This window comes from Amphritea sp. (assembly GCF_048266285.1).
Classification (GTDB): domain Bacteria; phylum Pseudomonadota; class Gammaproteobacteria; order Pseudomonadales; family Balneatricaceae; genus Amphritea.
Genome location: NZ_JBLWZV010000018.1, coordinates 30,704 through 45,491 on the forward strand (window position 1 = coordinate 30,704; position 14,788 = coordinate 45,491).

At 47.8% G+C, this 14,788-nt stretch carries 16 protein-coding genes and 6 tRNA genes; 16 read left to right on the forward strand and 6 right to left on the reverse strand.

What is annotated here, in order from left to right; all coding sequences use genetic code 11:
• Positions 1–13: 13 nt before the first annotated feature.
• From ACN0T0_RS16000 to ACN0T0_RS16045, 10 genes are all read left to right on the forward strand, one after another.
• On the forward strand, positions 14–478 hold the full coding sequence (locus ACN0T0_RS16000) for an Lrp/AsnC family transcriptional regulator (RefSeq protein ID WP_417227738.1): 465 nt from the start codon (positions 14–16) through the stop codon (positions 476–478).
• A gap of 250 nt (positions 479–728) precedes the next feature.
• A tRNA-Glu gene (locus tag ACN0T0_RS16005) sits at positions 729–804 on the forward strand.
• 1 nt (position 805) lies between these two features.
• Positions 806–881: transfer RNA gene (locus ACN0T0_RS16010), tRNA-Glu, on the forward strand.
• Positions 882–892: 11 nt separating this feature from the next.
• A tRNA-Gly gene (locus tag ACN0T0_RS16015) sits at positions 893–968 on the forward strand.
• Between the two features lie 336 nt (positions 969–1,304).
• Positions 1,305–1,380, forward strand: a tRNA-Glu gene (locus tag ACN0T0_RS16020).
• A gap of 11 nt (positions 1,381–1,391) precedes the next feature.
• Positions 1,392–1,467: transfer RNA gene (locus tag ACN0T0_RS16025), tRNA-Gly, on the forward strand.
• A gap of 21 nt (positions 1,468–1,488) precedes the next feature.
• Positions 1,489–1,564 (forward strand) — tRNA-Glu (locus ACN0T0_RS16030).
• A gap of 131 nt (positions 1,565–1,695) precedes the next feature.
• Positions 1,696–2,127, forward strand: a complete 432-nt coding sequence (locus ACN0T0_RS16035; RefSeq protein ID WP_417227739.1) for a hypothetical protein — start codon at positions 1,696–1,698, stop codon at positions 2,125–2,127.
• A complete protein-coding gene (locus ACN0T0_RS16040) occupies positions 2,117–3,346 on the forward strand; it encodes a hypothetical protein (protein WP_417227740.1) in 1,230 nt (409 codons plus the stop codon). The genes ACN0T0_RS16035 and ACN0T0_RS16040 overlap by 11 nt, the downstream gene beginning before the upstream one ends.
• A gap of 23 nt (positions 3,347–3,369) precedes the next feature.
• On the forward strand, positions 3,370–6,225 hold the full coding sequence (locus tag ACN0T0_RS16045) for an EAL domain-containing protein (protein WP_417227741.1): 2,856 nt from the start codon (positions 3,370–3,372) through the stop codon (positions 6,223–6,225).
• A gap of 92 nt (positions 6,226–6,317) precedes the next feature.
• Here ACN0T0_RS16045 and ACN0T0_RS16050 read toward each other — a convergent pair whose 3' ends face one another.
• The gene (locus tag ACN0T0_RS16050; RefSeq protein WP_417227742.1) at positions 6,318–6,713 is read right to left on the reverse strand and encodes a PA2817 family protein; all 396 of its coding nucleotides are present in this window, start codon (positions 6,711–6,713) and stop codon (positions 6,318–6,320) included.
• Between the two features lie 147 nt (positions 6,714–6,860).
• Between ACN0T0_RS16050 and ACN0T0_RS16055 the strand changes: the two genes are divergently transcribed.
• The 5 genes from ACN0T0_RS16055 to ACN0T0_RS16075 are packed head-to-tail and all read left to right on the forward strand — an operon-like array spanning position 6,861 to position 10,470.
• The gene (locus tag ACN0T0_RS16055) at positions 6,861–7,808 is read left to right on the forward strand and encodes an ABC transporter ATP-binding protein (protein WP_417227743.1); all 948 of its coding nucleotides are present in this window, start codon (positions 6,861–6,863) and stop codon (positions 7,806–7,808) included.
• Positions 7,801–8,574: an ABC transporter permease gene (locus ACN0T0_RS16060; protein WP_417227744.1), complete on the forward strand. Its 774-nt coding sequence runs from the start codon at positions 7,801–7,803 to the stop codon at positions 8,572–8,574. The genes ACN0T0_RS16055 and ACN0T0_RS16060 overlap by 8 nt, the downstream gene beginning before the upstream one ends.
• A gap of 13 nt (positions 8,575–8,587) precedes the next feature.
• Positions 8,588–9,415 (forward strand): NADPH-dependent 7-cyano-7-deazaguanine reductase QueF, encoded by an 828-nt coding sequence (queF, locus tag ACN0T0_RS16065; RefSeq protein ID WP_417227745.1) that lies wholly within the window; start codon positions 8,588–8,590, stop codon positions 9,413–9,415.
• Between the two features lie 11 nt (positions 9,416–9,426).
• Complete coding sequence (locus ACN0T0_RS16070) at positions 9,427–9,978, forward strand: nitroreductase family protein (protein ID WP_417227746.1); 552 nt, start codon at positions 9,427–9,429, stop codon at positions 9,976–9,978.
• A 30-nt stretch (positions 9,979–10,008) separates the two neighbouring features.
• Entirely contained in the window at positions 10,009–10,470 is a 462-nt protein-coding gene (locus tag ACN0T0_RS16075; protein ID WP_417227747.1) for a YiiD C-terminal domain-containing protein, read from the forward strand.
• 113 nt (positions 10,471–10,583) lie between these two features.
• Here the strand turns inward: ACN0T0_RS16075 and ACN0T0_RS16080 are convergent, their stop codons facing one another.
• Entirely contained in the window at positions 10,584–11,153 is a 570-nt protein-coding gene (locus ACN0T0_RS16080) for a peptidylprolyl isomerase (protein ID WP_417227748.1), read from the reverse strand.
• 9 nt (positions 11,154–11,162) lie between these two features.
• Positions 11,163–11,939 carry a DUF4197 domain-containing protein gene (locus ACN0T0_RS16085; protein ID WP_417227749.1) on the reverse strand — a complete coding sequence of 259 codons (777 nt, stop codon included), beginning with the start codon at positions 11,937–11,939 and terminating at the stop codon, positions 11,163–11,165.
• 217 nt (positions 11,940–12,156) lie between these two features.
• Here ACN0T0_RS16085 and ACN0T0_RS16090 point away from each other — a divergent pair, with 217 nt between their 5' ends.
• The gene (locus ACN0T0_RS16090; RefSeq protein WP_417227750.1) at positions 12,157–12,696 is read left to right on the forward strand and encodes a cytochrome b; all 540 of its coding nucleotides are present in this window, start codon (positions 12,157–12,159) and stop codon (positions 12,694–12,696) included.
• A 163-nt stretch (positions 12,697–12,859) separates the two neighbouring features.
• On the opposite strand, the gene ACN0T0_RS16095 is transcribed toward ACN0T0_RS16090, so the two are convergent.
• The 3 genes from ACN0T0_RS16095 to hisA form a co-directional block, all read right to left on the reverse strand.
• Positions 12,860–13,264 carry a hypothetical protein gene (locus ACN0T0_RS16095; RefSeq protein WP_417227751.1) on the reverse strand — a complete coding sequence of 135 codons (405 nt, stop codon included), beginning with the start codon at positions 13,262–13,264 and terminating at the stop codon, positions 12,860–12,862.
• A gap of 111 nt (positions 13,265–13,375) precedes the next feature.
• Positions 13,376–13,987 carry a GDSL-type esterase/lipase family protein gene (locus ACN0T0_RS16100; protein WP_417227752.1) on the reverse strand — a complete coding sequence of 204 codons (612 nt, stop codon included), beginning with the start codon at positions 13,985–13,987 and terminating at the stop codon, positions 13,376–13,378.
• Positions 13,968–14,723 (reverse strand): phosphoribosylformimino-5-aminoimidazole carboxamide ribotide isomerase, encoded by a 756-nt coding sequence (hisA, locus tag ACN0T0_RS16105; protein ID WP_417227753.1) that lies wholly within the window; start codon positions 14,721–14,723, stop codon positions 13,968–13,970. Before hisA ends, ACN0T0_RS16100 begins: the two co-directional genes overlap by 20 nt.
• Positions 14,724–14,788 lie beyond the last annotated feature (65 nt).

Sequence of the window (14,788 nt, forward strand, 5' to 3'; positions counted from 1 at the left end):
ATAGGTTGTCTTTATGTTATTTGATCTTGATCGAACCGATCGGCGTATCCTCAATATCCTGCAGCGAGACAGCCGCACCAGCAACCAAGCATTAGCAGAACAGATCGGTTTATCACCGCCAGCGTGCCTGCGTCGAGTTCGTCGACTGAGAGAGGCTGGTGTCATTATGGCGGAGGTCGCGCTGATCAATCCGCGGTTGGTCGGGCGTTATATAAATGTCATTGTTGAAGTCGAGATGGTGCGTGATCAGCTGGATATCTACGCTGCTTTTAAGCGCAAGATGGAATCGGTTCCAGAGGTGACGCAATGTTATCAGGTGACCGGTGAGGTTGATTTTCTCTTGATGCTGATGGTGGAAGATATGGAAAGTTATGAGCGTTTCACCCGTCAATATTTATCGACTGATGCGAACCTGAGTAAGTTTAGAACGTTGATCTCACTTCGGCGGGATAAGTTTAGTACTGCGATTCCTTTATAAGTGACGAATTTTCGCACAGTGCATTAGTCGGGTTCTATTTATAGTGTTTTGAGCCGTATGGTGGATGGTTACTTTAGGTGCTGAGGGCGAGATAGTAGGGGCTTAGGCGTGTTGAGTTAACGGGGCTGGAGACATGAGCCTGTATTTTTTAAAAATACTGAAAAAATATTACAAAATTGATGGAAAGGGGTTGACCGAAACGGGCCAGATCAATAAGATACGCCCCGTCTTCTGGAAACAGAGCCACAGCGTCCCATTCGTCTAGTGGCCTAGGACACCGCCCTTTCACGGCGGTAACAGGGGTTCGAACCCCCTATGGGACGCCACGTCCCATTCGTCTAGTGGCCTAGGACACCGCCCTTTCACGGCGGTAACAGGGGTTCGAACCCCCTATGGGACGCCACTTTTTATGACGCGGAATTAGCTCAGTTGGTAGAGCGGAACCTTGCCAAGGTTCAGGTCGTCGGTTCGAGCCCGATATTCCGCTCCATCCTTGATACTCTCTCTTCTTTATTATTCGATTTTGTTTTTCTTCGAATTAATTCTTTCTGCATCCTTATTGCTCAATACCTTGCGATTGACGGTGACGTATAGCTTTAATCTTTAGACTTCCCTCTTTAATGTACGACCATCTTCTACGCTTGCTTGTGTGGCTGAGCGCTGCTCGTTAGCCTGATTCTTTTTACCCGTATTAGACTCAACTATTTGCCGTGCTGCAGTTGTGTCGATTGAATGAATTTTTTGTATATTTTTTCTTGACGGGGGTAGGGTTAGTCATTAATATACGCGCCTCCTCTGATGACGAGGAGAGATACAAATGTGTTTAGTCCCATTCGTCTAGTGGCCTAGGACACCGCCCTTTCACGGCGGTAACAGGGGTTCGAACCCCCTATGGGACGCCACCTTTTGTAACGCGGAATTAGCTCAGTTGGTAGAGCGGAACCTTGCCAAGGTTCAGGTCGTCGGTTCGAGCCCGATATTCCGCTCCAATATACAGTTCATCAATATGCGTCCCATTCGTCTAGTGGTCTAGGACACCGCCCTTTCACGGCGGTAACAGGGGTTCGAACCCCCTATGGGACGCCACTTTTTTCTTTTTTCCTCTCATATCTGTTCATTATCCCTAAAATTCTTCAGCTTTTTGCTGTGGAATATTTTTTGTCTTATAAGCTTCGTATATACTCAGTAACTTAATGATTTGATAGGTAATCATTTAAATGGTCTGGCTGATAAGGATATCACTGCTCTTTGTTGTCGTACTGAGCCTTTCTGTAGGAAGCGCTTCCGCACATTCAGTGATCGTCTCTCAAGACGTTAAACAACAAACACTCGACAGAAATTTTCTTTTTGCTGTTTTTTCGATGCGCGTTACCCGTTGGCCAGATGGAAGGCCGATACGGGTCTTTGTGTTGCCCGATAGACATCCTCTACACAGCCTGTTTGTTAAGCAACAGCTACAAGTTTTTCCTTATCAGTTAAGAAATAAATGGGATCGTCAGGTTTTTACTGGCGCAGGCTCTGAACCTGAACGGGTGGATACCATGGAAGAGATGTATCGCAATGTCAGTCAGAACAAAGGGGCGATCGGCTATATTGAAGAGTCATTTAAGCTAGATCTTGAAAAAGTGAGGGTTGTCGATGAATTTTAAATATCTTTCGGCCCTGCTGGTTTCAGGATTGGGCGCTTTTTGCTCCGTTGCCTTTGCTGAGGGCTCAGATAATGATTTCTCGGTGAATGGCTTCATCACTCAGGGCTTCTTCTATACCGATGAAAACAACGTCTATGGTGAAAGTAGCGAACATGGCAGTTTTGACTTTCATGAGATCGGCTTAAATACGGCCTATCGTTTTACCCCAAAGTTACGTGGCGCGGTTCAGTTGATGTCGCGCCAGGCGGGAGAGGTAGACAACGGTGATCCTCAACTGGATTATGCGCTGCTCGACTACCGTTTCACTGACTCTGTAGAACATGCGGTTGGCATGCGGGTTGGTCGGCTGAAAGTCCCTTTTGGTTTTTACAATGAGACTCGTGATGTAGCCTTTACCCGGCCCAGCATTATGTTGCCACAGTCGCTCTATTTTGATCAGGCGCGGGATTTAGAGTTGTCGATCGATGGTGCGATTTTGTACGGTTCTATATCGGTGCCCGGTGGTTGGCTTGATGTTGATCTACTGTATGGCAGTCCGCAAACCGACACAAATGTTGAGTATGCCTACCTTGCCGTGGATGCCGTGGGTGAGTTTGATCAATCAGAAGGCTTTATGGGGCGGGTGATTTACAATTCTGAGAGCGGTCGGTTTCGGCTTGGGGCAACAGTGTCTGAATATCGGTTAGGTTATCAGCCCGCAGGGGGAACAGTGCCCTTTGACTATAATGGCGGCGATCCTCAGTTTGAATTTCATGACGGCGATCTTAAGCTGAACGTGGCGATGCTCTCGGCACAGTACAACACCGAACACTGGAGTTTAACCGGTGAGTATATGGTGCATGACATTGACTGGACCGAATTAGGCGGTATTTATGCTGCCCGGCCAAAGACCCCGTTAACATCCTATTATTTACAGCTGCAATATCGACTCAACTACAACTGGGACCTGTTGCTGCGCTATGACGACTTGATGCTGGATGGTAATGATCCCAAAGGCAAAGAGAATAGCCAAATGTTCTATCCCCGCCAAGCGCATAATTTTTATAGCCAAGATGTCACCCTTGGGGTGGGCTGGCGGCCTAATTCGGACTGGCTATTTCGGGCTGAGCTACATAATGTAGAAGGTACTGGCTGGGCTGCAGAACAGGATAATCCAGATTCTGCCAAATTACGTAAGTACTGGAATATTTTTGCTTTGCAGGCGACTTACCGTTTCTAAACTATGACATCGTGAGATAGAGCATGATGGTTGACGTACACCGAAAGTTTGTAAGTATCAGGTGGAAAATCTTCATCCTGCTAGTGGTTGTGCTGGTCGGGGTGCAGGGCATGTATGCTTTTTTCTCACTGACGCAGCTCAATGAGCAGTTTAAATTACAGCGAGAGCAGATCAATTTATCCGAGGTGGCCCGCCTCGATGGCTCGGTTGAAGCCTCTTATCAGCGCTTGCTTGAAGTCGCTGAACTATTGCCGTTGATCGATAACAGCTCGCAGGAGCAACACGCTACGCCGTTGGCCCATCTGACGCAGATGATTAATCTTAAGTTTGATGCGTTTCAACTGACTGGCTCGGTGAATGCTGCGTATCTTTTTGATGGTCAGGCCCGCATGGTGGGTTTTTGGGGCGAAAGAGTTGATATCCAAGCAGATGATATTCGCCGTGTATATGAAACTGAACGACCATTACGTAAGTTGGTGTGTACCACCGTATGTCTGCGATATGTCGCCATTCCTATTCAGATGGCGGGAGAGAAGCAGGGCGTGCTAATGGTTGGCCGTTTTCTCTATGATGTTATTTATGACATTAAACAGCAGACCACGTTGGATATTGGCTTGGCACTGCAAGCTCCCGCTGGCGTGGGTGAATTAGGTAACTGGGGGTTGTTGATCAACTCTCTGACGAACCGATCGCAAAATCAGGAACTGTTAGAGCGGCTTAGCTTAGAGCAAAGCTTCAACCCCGGGGGTGGGAGTTATGTGTTGGAATATAATGACCGGTATTTCGAGGTGCTTTTCTCTCCCTTAAAAGGGGTTAGCGAAGGACAGGCCTATTGGGTTGTATTGGATGATATCTCAGGCCATTTATTAAGTATTCGTCAAAGTTTATTGAACTACCTGCTGCTGGGTCTCGGCGGTATTCTCACGGCCTTGGTGCTGTTGTCACTGTTGTTACAAAAACCGATTCATTTCTTTACCCGTTTGGCGCAGGATATGTCGCTGTTAAGTCGCGGAGAGTTTGGCGAGTTTCGTAAAAACTTGGCGGAGTTTCGCACCCGACGGCCTATTTTTGGTGAAGACGAGCGGGACCTGCTGGTTCAAAGTTCGGTCCTGTTGAGTGAACAGCTTGAAGGGTTGGAGGATGAGGTTGCTGAACGCACCGATAGCCTCGAAAAAAGCCGTCATGCGTTAACTCAAGAACGAGACTTTTTATTCGGCCTGCTGGAAACCGCACCGCTGGTTATTATTACCCAGAATGGTAAAGGGCAATTACGCAGTGTTAACCACTTTGGTCTGCAATTGATGGATCTCGATAGTCAGTCATTCCGTAAAGCGACTTTCTTGGATACCCTGCAGCGGGAAGAAGAGCGGCTCGACTTCCTATCTAATACCGGCCGGTTGATGGATGGCCTGGAAACGGAAGTGCGCACTGACAGTGTGTTACTTGATAGTGGTGGTAATCGCCATGATCTTTCTTGGCTGCATGTACGGTTGCGAAAATCCCAAGATGAACCGCTGATGTTAAGTATTGGTATGGATATCAGTGATCGTAAGCTAGCTGAGCGCCGTCTCCAGTGGCTAGTGAATCATGATCCCCTTACCGAGCGCCCCAATCGATTATTCTTTATGAGCTGCTTGAATGATGCGATTGAAAAGGGTCGCAGTACCGGAAGCCATGTTGGGGTGCTGTTCATTGACCTAGATCGCTTTAAAGAGGTTAATGATTCTTTGGGTCATACGGTGGGCGATAAACTACTGAAAGTGGCGACCCGGCGGATCAGTGAGTGTATTCGTGATACGGACCTGTTGGCGCGACAAGGGGGCGATGAGTTTAGTGTATTGCTCACCAGTATCCGAGATCTTGAAGGGGCAGAGGTGGTTGCTAGTAAAGTCCTTCAAGCGTTTCAGCAACCCTTCTGGATTGGTGAATATGAAATTGTGGTCACTGTGAGTATTGGTATAAGTCTGTTCCCTGATCATGGCGATGATGGCGCTACGCTGATCAAACATGCTGATGTTGCGATGTTCCAAGCCAAAGACGCCGGTAAAAATTGTTACTTTATCTACGATGTAGAGAAAGATCATCAGCGTTTTGAGCGTTTCTCTCTAGGAGCTGATTTACGTAAAGCAATCCAGAATGATGAGTTGGTACTTTACTATCAACCTCAGGTGGATGCTGTCACGAGCCGGGTTATCGGGGTGGAAGCTTTAGTGCGTTGGCAGCACCCTAGCGCCGGTTTATTGCCGCCGGATCGCTTTATACCTTTAGCGGAAGAGCTCGATCTGATTATACCCTTAGGTGAGTGGGTATTACGTGAAGCCTGTCGGCAGATGCAGGCCTGGATTCATGTTGGTCTGCCGGACATGAAAGTATCGGTTAACCTGGCGGGTCAACAGATAGCCCATGAGCGTCTGATCAGTAGTGTTGAAGAGGCCTTGTCTGAATCGGGCCTCAGTCCCGAGAATCTTGAGTTGGAAGTGACCGAAAACTTTGTTATTCGTCAGCCTGAGGTCGCGGTGGGCAAGTTAACCTATCTGCGGGAGCGGGGAATTACGTTGGCGATGGATGATTTCGGTACCGGTTATTCGTCGCTTAGTTATTTGAAGAAATTGCCGATCGATCGGTTAAAAATTGATCGCAGCTTTGTTAAAGATATTGGTATTGATCGCAGTGATGAGTCGATTATCAAAGCGACATTAGCGATGTGCCATACGCTGGGGCTGGAAGTGGTTGCCGAAGGGGTTGAGACCAGTGAACAGTTGAGTTTCTTAAGGGAGAATAACTGCCAAATCATTCAGGGCTACTATTTTAGTAAACCTTTGCCGCCTGAAGCCTTTATGCAATATATCTGTCATTCACAGCCGTTGAAGGATATTTGAAACTTTAGTCAGCCGAAATCCACGAGTTGATAAGTGTGGATTTCGGTTGCTGTAAAGTGTTACAGCAACAAATAGCCGAATTAAGTACTCTATTAGTTTTGCCCGAAAATGCTCGCGCGGGTATTGATATAGTCAAACTCTTCGCCTTGCTCTTCTGCGGTAAAGCGCAGCTCGTCGAGACGTTGGAATTTTTCTAATTCGATATCCGCCATGTTATGTAGGCAGGTGCCGCCGAAAAACCAGAGAAGGTCGCGGGCAATGAGATGCGCCAGTTGAGGATACATACGAAATGCTCGGTCAAGGAACTGCTCACCTTCTTGATAGATCTGCGTATCACCCTGTTCAAAATCATGAATCAGCTGCTGAAAATCAAGAATAAACTGCTCCTCTTCAGCCGAAATCTCCTCAAGGGTGAAAGGTTCCTGATGAATAAAATTGTTATAGGCAATTTTAAGGAAATTAAGGTGGTGAAACTGATAAGGTGTCATAGTGTTCCGTGCGTTATATACGAGAGCAAAGCGACATTTTAACCCAGAATTTAAGTGGCAGTAACCGTTGAAATTGTCTCCGGCTGCCCCAATCTATGCTGTTTAATCGATTCAGCATTCCCTCTTAGCAATGCCACAGGAAACTGCATGACAGCTGCACTCTCCATCAAAGATCTGCGTAAGGTTTACAAAAATGGTTTTGAAGCACTGAAAGGTATCTCGTTTGAGGTGCAAGAAGGTGACTTTTTTGCGTTACTCGGCCCCAACGGGGCAGGTAAGTCAACGACGCTGGGTATCGTCTCCTCATTGGTGAATAAGACCAGTGGCCAGGTCGAAGTGTTTGGTTACAACCTCGATAGTCAGGCCGATAAGGCTAAATGTGAGCTGGGTGTTGTGCCACAGGAGTTTAATTTTAATATGTTCGAGAATGTCGAAGATATTTTGATTACTCAGGCCGGCTATTATGGCATTGCTGCGACAGAGGCGAAGAAACGCAGTGAGTTTTATCTACGTAAGTTAGGTTTATGGGATAAGCGACATGAACCCTCGCGGAGTCTTTCTGGCGGGATGAAACGTCGTTTAATGATTGCCCGTGCGCTGATACATCAGCCGCGCTTGTTAATATTAGATGAGCCTACAGCGGGGGTTGATATTGAGTTGCGCCGCTCAATGTGGGCATTTCTGCAAGAGTTAAATGCTAATGGCACGACGATTATTTTAACCACTCATTACCTAGAAGAAGCGGAAAGCCTGTGTCGCAATATCGGTATTATCGACCGGGGTGTGATTGTTAAAAACTCCAGTATGCGAGACCTATTGCAACAGTTGAATACCGAGACCTTTATTCTCGACACGGCACAGTCGTTGAGTGAATGTCCCGTGTTGGAGGGCTATCCGGTGACGCTGGAAAAAGATCTCTCTTTACGTGTGGAGGTCGAAAAGTCTCAGGGGATGAATCGTTTATTTAGTCAATTATCCGAGCAGGGGGTTGAAGTGACCAGTATGCGTAACAAGAGCAACCGCTTGGAAGAGTTGTTTGTTTCATTGGTGGATAAAACCCTAGACGACAAAAATAAGGGTGAAAACAATGAATAATCGCCAACTGTTTATTGCTTTTTGGACGCTGCTGGTTAAAGAGGTGCGCCGGTTTACGCGTATCTGGGGGCAGACACTGTTACCCCCTGCGATTACCATGACACTCTACTTTATTATTTTCGGTAACCTGATTGGCTCACGTATCGGTGAGATGGGTGGCTTTGATTATATGCAGTTTATTGTGCCCGGCTTGATTATGATGTCGGTGATTACCAACTCATACAGCAATGTGGTGTCCTCTTTTTATAGCACTAAGTTTCAGCGGCATGTAGAAGAGCTATTGGTTTCCCCTACACCTAACTGGATTATCTTGGCAGGGTATGTCATCGGGGGATCGGTGCGTGGGTTATTGGTGGGCTTGATCGTGACGACATTGTCGTTGTTCTTCACCGATCTGCATATTCATAACTTCTGGGTGATTACCTCTATCGTCTTTTTAACCGCTATTTTGTTTTCGCTGGGCGGCTTTATTAATGCGATTTTCGCTAACAGCTTTGATCATATCTCGATCATTCCGACCTTTGTGTTAACTCCGTTGACCTATCTTGGAGGTGTGTTCTATTCCATCAGTTTGTTGCCTGAGTTTTGGCAGGGCGTTTCCCAGTTGAACCCCATACTCTATATGGTCAACACCTTCCGATATGGCATTTTAGGTGTCAGTGATATTAATATCGGTCTGGCTTATGCCATGATCATCGCTGTGATTGTGGTGTTGTTCAGTTATTCCATGTATTTGCTCAATACCGGAAAAGGTATACGACAGTAGCGAGGTCCGCCAGATGAAAGATCAACAAAACGCCCTAGATCATGCGCCTCTGGGGGCTGATACCACCTATGTTAATCAGTACGATGGGGCGCTGCTATACCCGATTGCGCGGGATTTAAATTGGAAGGCTCAGGGCGTTGATCGCGCTGCACTGCCATTTCAGGGATGTGATATCTGGAACGCCTATGAAGTTTCTTGGCTAAATAGCCGAGGAAAGCCGGTGGTTCGGCTGGCCGAGTTTCGTATACCCGCTGCTAGTAGCCATATTGTTGAGTCGAAATCGTTTAAGCTTTATCTCAACTCGTTTAATCTGACCCGCTTCGAGAGTGAAGCTGAGGTGCAGGTGCGTATGGTTGAAGACTTATCTGCGGCGGCTGGTGGTGCGGTTGAGGTGTTGTTATTGCCGGTCGATAACAGCGCTGCGATCAGTCACTTTAAGGGTGAGTGCTTAGATGACTTGGATATTGAGGTGGTTGATTATAGCCCTGCTCCACAGCGTCTTAGTGCGGTGGGTGCGGTGGTGGAAGAAGCATTATATAGTCATCTGCTGAAATCGAATTGCCCGGTGACCGGACAACCCGATTGGGCGAGTATTTCGATTGACTATCGAGGCCCCGCTATCGAAAAAGCCGGTTTGCTGCACTACCTGATCTCTTATCGTGAGCACGGTGATTTTCATGAACAGTGTGTCGAGTCGATTTTTATGGATATTTGGCAGCGCTGCCAACCAGAGAAACTAACGGTTTATGCCCGTTATTTACGACGCGGAGGGTTGGATATTAACCCTTGGCGTAGTAGTGAGGCGGGTCAGCCTGTGAATTTACGTTTAAGCCGCCAATAACGGGAGTTAACATGGACGCACTGGATAATCTGCATCAGCGAGTCTCCATCGCTGCGCTGGAAGCACCTGGGCCTAGCCCTCAGCAGTTGGAGAATATGTACCGTGCGGCTCTTCGCGCGCCGGATCATGGTGCGATACAGCCATGGCGGTTTCTGAATATAGCGGGTGATGCGCGCCATAAGCTGGGTGAACTCTACCTGAGTGCAATGGCAGCGGATCAGTTGCTTTCTGCTGAACAGCAAACGAAATTCAAAAATATGCCGTTAAGAGCACCGCTGATTATTGTGGCGATTGCGGCTATTAAAGATCATCCCAAGGTACCTCACTCGGAACAGATTCTTGCTGCCGGTTGTGCGGTACAGAATATGTTGTTGGCCGCTCATGCTCAGGGCTTAGGGGCCATTTGGCGTACCGGCGAATTGGCTTATCATCCGCTGGTGATGGCGGGTTTAGGGTTGCAGGCGGATGAACAGATAGTGGGTTATCTCTACGTCGGCACACCGATACGGCAACGTAAGGCTCCCCAGCCTGATATCAGCCAATTTGTCAGCGATTGGAGCTGATTGTTCAAACGATAGAGCAGGGCTAACTGGATGAATCATCAACAAACAGCAGATCTCTTTCAATTATGGCTGAAAGAGCAGATTCCATTGATTGGCCATATGGGACTAGGTGATCCGGTTTATGATGGTCGATCATTAACACTGACGGCGGCATTGGCTCCTAATGTTAACGATAAAGGCACCGGTTTTGGTGGCTCGTTAGCGACTCTGGCAACCCTCTGCGGCTGGGCTATTGTGACCCTGTATCTACGCGAGCAGGGACGTGATTGTGACGTGATGATTCGCGACAGTCAGCTCAAATATTTAGCGCCCGTGTTGGGTGATTTTACGGCAACAACGACGCTTCCCGAGCAAGCCGAGCTAGATGGTTTTATCGCGTATATGGATAGCAAAGGGCGGGCCCGACTGAATCTAGACGTTGAGGTTCGTCAGGGTAACAAGGTTGCAATGACCTTAGCTGGTGCTTATGTGGCGGTGGAAAGACCTTCGTAGCGGATTGCTCGAAGGTTGCAGAAAGAGCGACTCACTCGACGCTCAGAAAGTCAGTAAGAAGACTTGCTTTGCATCATTGATGCTCGCAAGTCTTTTTCGATCGACATCTTTCTTTAGTGGTTGTTTTTCAATACCACGCTCTGAATCACAATCGGCTCAACAGGCACATCGCTATATGGTCCTTGGCGGCCGGTTTGTACATGGCCTATTTGAGTAATTACATCCATCCCATTGATCACTTTACCAAATACGGCGTAGCCCGGACGAGGGCCGTTGGCATTGAGAAAGTCGTTGTTCTTCAGGTTGATAAAGAACTGTGATGTTGCGCTGTGAGGATCATTGGTGCGGGCCATGGCAATGGTACCGCGCATATTGGGCAGACCGTTGGCCGATTCATTACGGACCGGAGGTAGGGTGTCCTTACGCTCCAGATCAGCGCTAAATCCGCCACCTTGAATCATAAAGTTATCGATAACTCGGTGGAAAATCGTGTCGGTAAAGAAACCGCTATCAACATAGCGCAGGAAGTTGGCCACGGTGAGTGGTGCTTGCTCCGGCATGAGTTCGAGCTCAATAACGCCAGCATTGGTGGTCATCACCACGACAGGGTTGAGATCATCAGCAAACGCTGGGCTGAATAGCGTGACACTCAGTAATATCGATAGCAGGTATTGCTTAAGCATTATGATTCCTTAAAAGTCGAATACTTGTTTTAGTAGGTCGGTGGTACGGGCAGCTGGGTTTTCACGGATTTTTTTCTCTTCGGCCGCTAGCATGGTGAATAGGCCATTTAATGCGCCTTCAGTGACATAGTTTTCAAGATTATAGTCTTCAGCGAAATCGCCTACCATCGGTACCTGAGCCGCTTGTTTCGTTAGGTCGCTATAGGATTTAGTCACCCCAACCTGATCCATCGAGCTTTTAACCGATGGGCGAAAGAGTGCTTCTAAGCTGCTTGAGGTTTTCTCGCGGAAGTATTCGGTAGCGGCGTCATCCGAGCCATTCAAAATAGTTCGTGCATCCTCGATGCTCATCTCTTTAATCGCGCCGACCAGTATTTCGGTTGCTTCGGGCGCTGCTTGTTCGGCGGCGCGGTTCATGCTCAGCTCAAATGCCTCAACCTGCGAACCTAGGCCGAACTTTTTCAACAGACTGCTTGCCTGTTCTAATTGATCGGGTAAAGGAATTTTGATGAGTTCATTACTAAAATAACCATCTTTCTGACTGACGGACTCGATCGCTTCGCGGCTACCGACTTCCAGTGCTTCTTTCAGGCCGGCAATTACAGTGTCATAGCTAAGGTTGCTATCAGCGCCCGATGATGTAGATGTACTTTGTTTTTGTTCTAGCAGCTGCTTGCCGCTATCTTCCACTTTTTTAAGAAGATCGCCAAAGCCTGCAAAGGCGGTGGCCGCGATACTGCAAGAAAGTAGCGTGATGCCCACTTTGCCGAGGGTTGTTTTGCGCATAGTGTGTACTCCAGACGGAATGACGAATTGATTACATTCAGTCTAATCATTAAACCTTAAAATAACCTTAATAATTAGGCTAAAAAAGGTGATGCGGAATAAAAATGTTGGTATTTATCCTCAGTATAAAACTTTACCTTTCTTAACACCTACATGACTTATGTTTTTCATCAATAAGATTTAGAGTTAGCAGATCAAACGCTTATTGGAATTCATGATGGATAGTCGCACTCAATTCACTAAAACTACGGTGTTTTTACACTGGATCATTGCGCTGGCGATTATCGGCAGTCTTATTTTCGGTATGTATTTAGAAGACCTGCCGCGTAGCCCCGATAAAGGCGCTTTAGTTGGTATTCATAAATCGATCGGAGTGCTTATTCTATTGGTGGCTCTGTATCGCATTTATTGGCGTATTCGTAACGGCTTTCCACAGCGTTTGACGCCGGTTGAGCAGTGGCAGGAAAAAGTCGCCACTATTGTGCATCTGACTTTGTTAGCCGGCACGGTGTTGATGCCGATCTCCGGTATTTTAATGACGGTTGGTAATGGTTATCCGGTCGCGGTATTTGGTCTAAACCTAATACCGGGGGGCGATAAAATAGAGTTGTTGGCTGATGCCGGGCACATTGTGCATGGCTTGGGCGCAAAGGTGATGATCGCGGCGGTTCTGCTGCATGTTGCGGCGGCCGTTAAGCTGCAACTGTCGACTAAAGATGGTTCATTGGCGCGTATGTTTGGGCGCAAGGTGTCTTAAAAAGTTTTGACTCAGGGGCGTCGTTAACACCGCGGGTTGGGTTAACGATGTTGAGTTTGAAGGGGATCAAAAGCCGCGTGAAGCGGCTTTTTTATTGTCCGTGAGTGCTGAACTATCGTTTATGGGGGGCGATATTAGGGTGATCAGCGGTTCGGTTTGCGGCTTATTTTGCGTTGATGCCCATGCAGCGGTCGGCTATCTCTTCACCGATTGGAAGGCTAAAGCGGCGCCTGTCATCGCTATAATGGCTTACCTCAGGACAGCGGTCTGGATCAATGCGGATCGGTAGCGCTAGATCCCAGCCGTTGTCGATAGTGTGTTTGCGCGGAATTTTATAACCAAAAATGGTACTAAACCGTTTACCAACAGCCTTGCGGCTCTCTTTCTTGAGAAATAGGTGCCATTTCGGGGTTGAGCCGATATAGCGGGGCGGAGTCTTGTAAGCGGCCAGCACCCGGATCGATAGCTGACGAAAGTCAGTGAGTGATGCTTGCGTTACTTGCAGACTTTCTTGATTCGTTTGGCTGGCTGAATAACACTGGCCGGTCAGTATTACACTCAGTATCATTGACGAAATTCGTATCAACATAGATTTTTACAACAGTCCGGTTTTGAATAGTGGTTTGAATAACGGTGAACTTCAGAATCAGACTTTACAATAACGGAAAAATTCCATTTATTATAAAGCGTTATGTTCTTTTAGCAGAGAGGCGATACGCTGTGATAGTGCTTGATAACCCTGGTTATTAAAATGCACCGGGTCCGATTTATAGTGCGGAGAGCGCAGCAGGTTGGCAATGATCTCGGGTTCCCACACCAAGGAGTACTCCTGCGCTAACTGTCCATATAGCGGTGCGCTATTGGAAAATAGTGATTTTTCCGGCACCGCCAATAGCACAACATCGATTTGACGTTGCTGCGCCAGTGAGATCATCTGTGCTAGGTTTTGTTTTAGCTTCGTTTTATCAAGATTGCGCAGAATATCGTTACCGCCTTCTAGCAGGATTAACAGTGTGGGCTGGTATTCATCCAGCAGTGTTGGCAGTCGCTGTAAGCCTTCGGCGCTGACTTCGCCGGCGACACCGGCATTGATCACTCGACGTTCAATGAGTTGTTGCAACTGATGAGGATAGTCACCGCCATCCGTGCTGCCAACGCCCTGTGTGAGACTATCACCAAAGGCTAGAACAACTCCGTCGGCAGGGACGTAGCTCAGTTCTGCGCGATCGCTGCAACCACCGATGAACAGCAGCAGCGCAATTAAAGCAGTTTTAACGGTTGTTCCAAGCAATGCATTGCTCCAAGGTGACACCGTTGCCACCAAAAATATCCAGTGCACTGCCGATGGTAAGATCAACTTTACCGGCGGATAAACGGTCGACTAGCTTTAAATCGTCAAGGGAACGGGCACCGCCCGCGTAGGTCACCGGGATCGGGCAGGCTTCACCCAGTAGCTTGACTAATTCCTCATCGATGCCGGCTTGTAGACCTTCGACATCCGCCGCATGGATTAGAAATTCTGCACAGTGCTGGCTCAGTTCTGCCAGTGTCTGAGCATTCACCGGGGTGTCGGTGACGGTCTGCCAGCGATCAGTGGCGATGTGCCAACCACTGGTGGTACGCCGACAGCTTAGGTCGAGAATCAAATGCTCTTTTCCGGTGATCGCTTTGATCTGCTCTAATCGTTGCCAACTGAATTGGCCGTTATCAAACAGATATGAGGTCACGATGACATGGGAAGCGCCTGCTGCAATAAATTCCGCAGCGTTGGTGTTATTCACGCCACCCCCAAACTGTAAGCCGGCGGGCCAAGCTGCGAGCGCTTTCAGTGCTTGCTCTTTATTACCAGGCCCCAGTGCAATGACATGACCTCCGGTCAGATGATGTTTGCGGTATAAAGTGGCGTAGTATTCAGCATCATACTGACTGACAAAGTTAGTCTTAGCGCCTTGGTCATTTAGGCTGCCACCAACAATCTGTTTTACCTGACCCTGGTGCAGGTCGATACAGGGGCGAAACTGGGTCAAAGGACTCTCTCCGAAACACTGGATTGAAAATACTCGATAACAGCCGCCTATTGTAGCAGAAAGCA

Excerpts from the sequence above, each read along its gene's own strand:
- ACN0T0_RS16000 (WP_417227738.1), top strand. The coding sequence starts at position 14 with ATGTTATTTGATCTTGATCGAACCGATCGGCGTATCCTCAATATCCTG.
- queF (WP_417227745.1), top strand. The coding sequence starts at position 8,588 with ATGAAAGATCAACAAAACGCCCTAGATCATGCGCCTCTGGGGGCTGAT.
- ACN0T0_RS16095 (WP_417227751.1), bottom strand. The coding sequence starts at position 13,264 with ATGATACTGAGTGTAATACTGACCGGCCAGTGTTATTCAGCCAGCCAA.
- ACN0T0_RS16045 (WP_417227741.1), top strand. The coding sequence starts at position 3,370 with ATGATGGTTGACGTACACCGAAAGTTTGTAAGTATCAGGTGGAAAATC.
- ACN0T0_RS16060 (WP_417227744.1), top strand. The coding sequence starts at position 7,801 with ATGAATAATCGCCAACTGTTTATTGCTTTTTGGACGCTGCTGGTTAAA.
- ACN0T0_RS16035 (WP_417227739.1), top strand. The coding sequence starts at position 1,696 with ATGGTCTGGCTGATAAGGATATCACTGCTCTTTGTTGTCGTACTGAGC.
- ACN0T0_RS16090 (WP_417227750.1), top strand. The coding sequence starts at position 12,157 with ATGGATAGTCGCACTCAATTCACTAAAACTACGGTGTTTTTACACTGG.
- ACN0T0_RS16085 (WP_417227749.1), bottom strand. The coding sequence starts at position 11,939 with ATGCGCAAAACAACCCTCGGCAAAGTGGGCATCACGCTACTTTCTTGC.
- ACN0T0_RS16050 (WP_417227742.1), bottom strand. The coding sequence starts at position 6,713 with ATGACACCTTATCAGTTTCACCACCTTAATTTCCTTAAAATTGCCTAT.
- ACN0T0_RS16075 (WP_417227747.1), top strand. The coding sequence starts at position 10,009 with ATGAATCATCAACAAACAGCAGATCTCTTTCAATTATGGCTGAAAGAG.
- ACN0T0_RS16070 (WP_417227746.1), top strand. The coding sequence starts at position 9,427 with ATGGACGCACTGGATAATCTGCATCAGCGAGTCTCCATCGCTGCGCTG.
- ACN0T0_RS16040 (WP_417227740.1), top strand. The coding sequence starts at position 2,117 with ATGAATTTTAAATATCTTTCGGCCCTGCTGGTTTCAGGATTGGGCGCT.
- ACN0T0_RS16080 (WP_417227748.1), bottom strand. The coding sequence starts at position 11,153 with ATGCTTAAGCAATACCTGCTATCGATATTACTGAGTGTCACGCTATTC.
- ACN0T0_RS16055 (WP_417227743.1), top strand. The coding sequence starts at position 6,861 with ATGACAGCTGCACTCTCCATCAAAGATCTGCGTAAGGTTTACAAAAAT.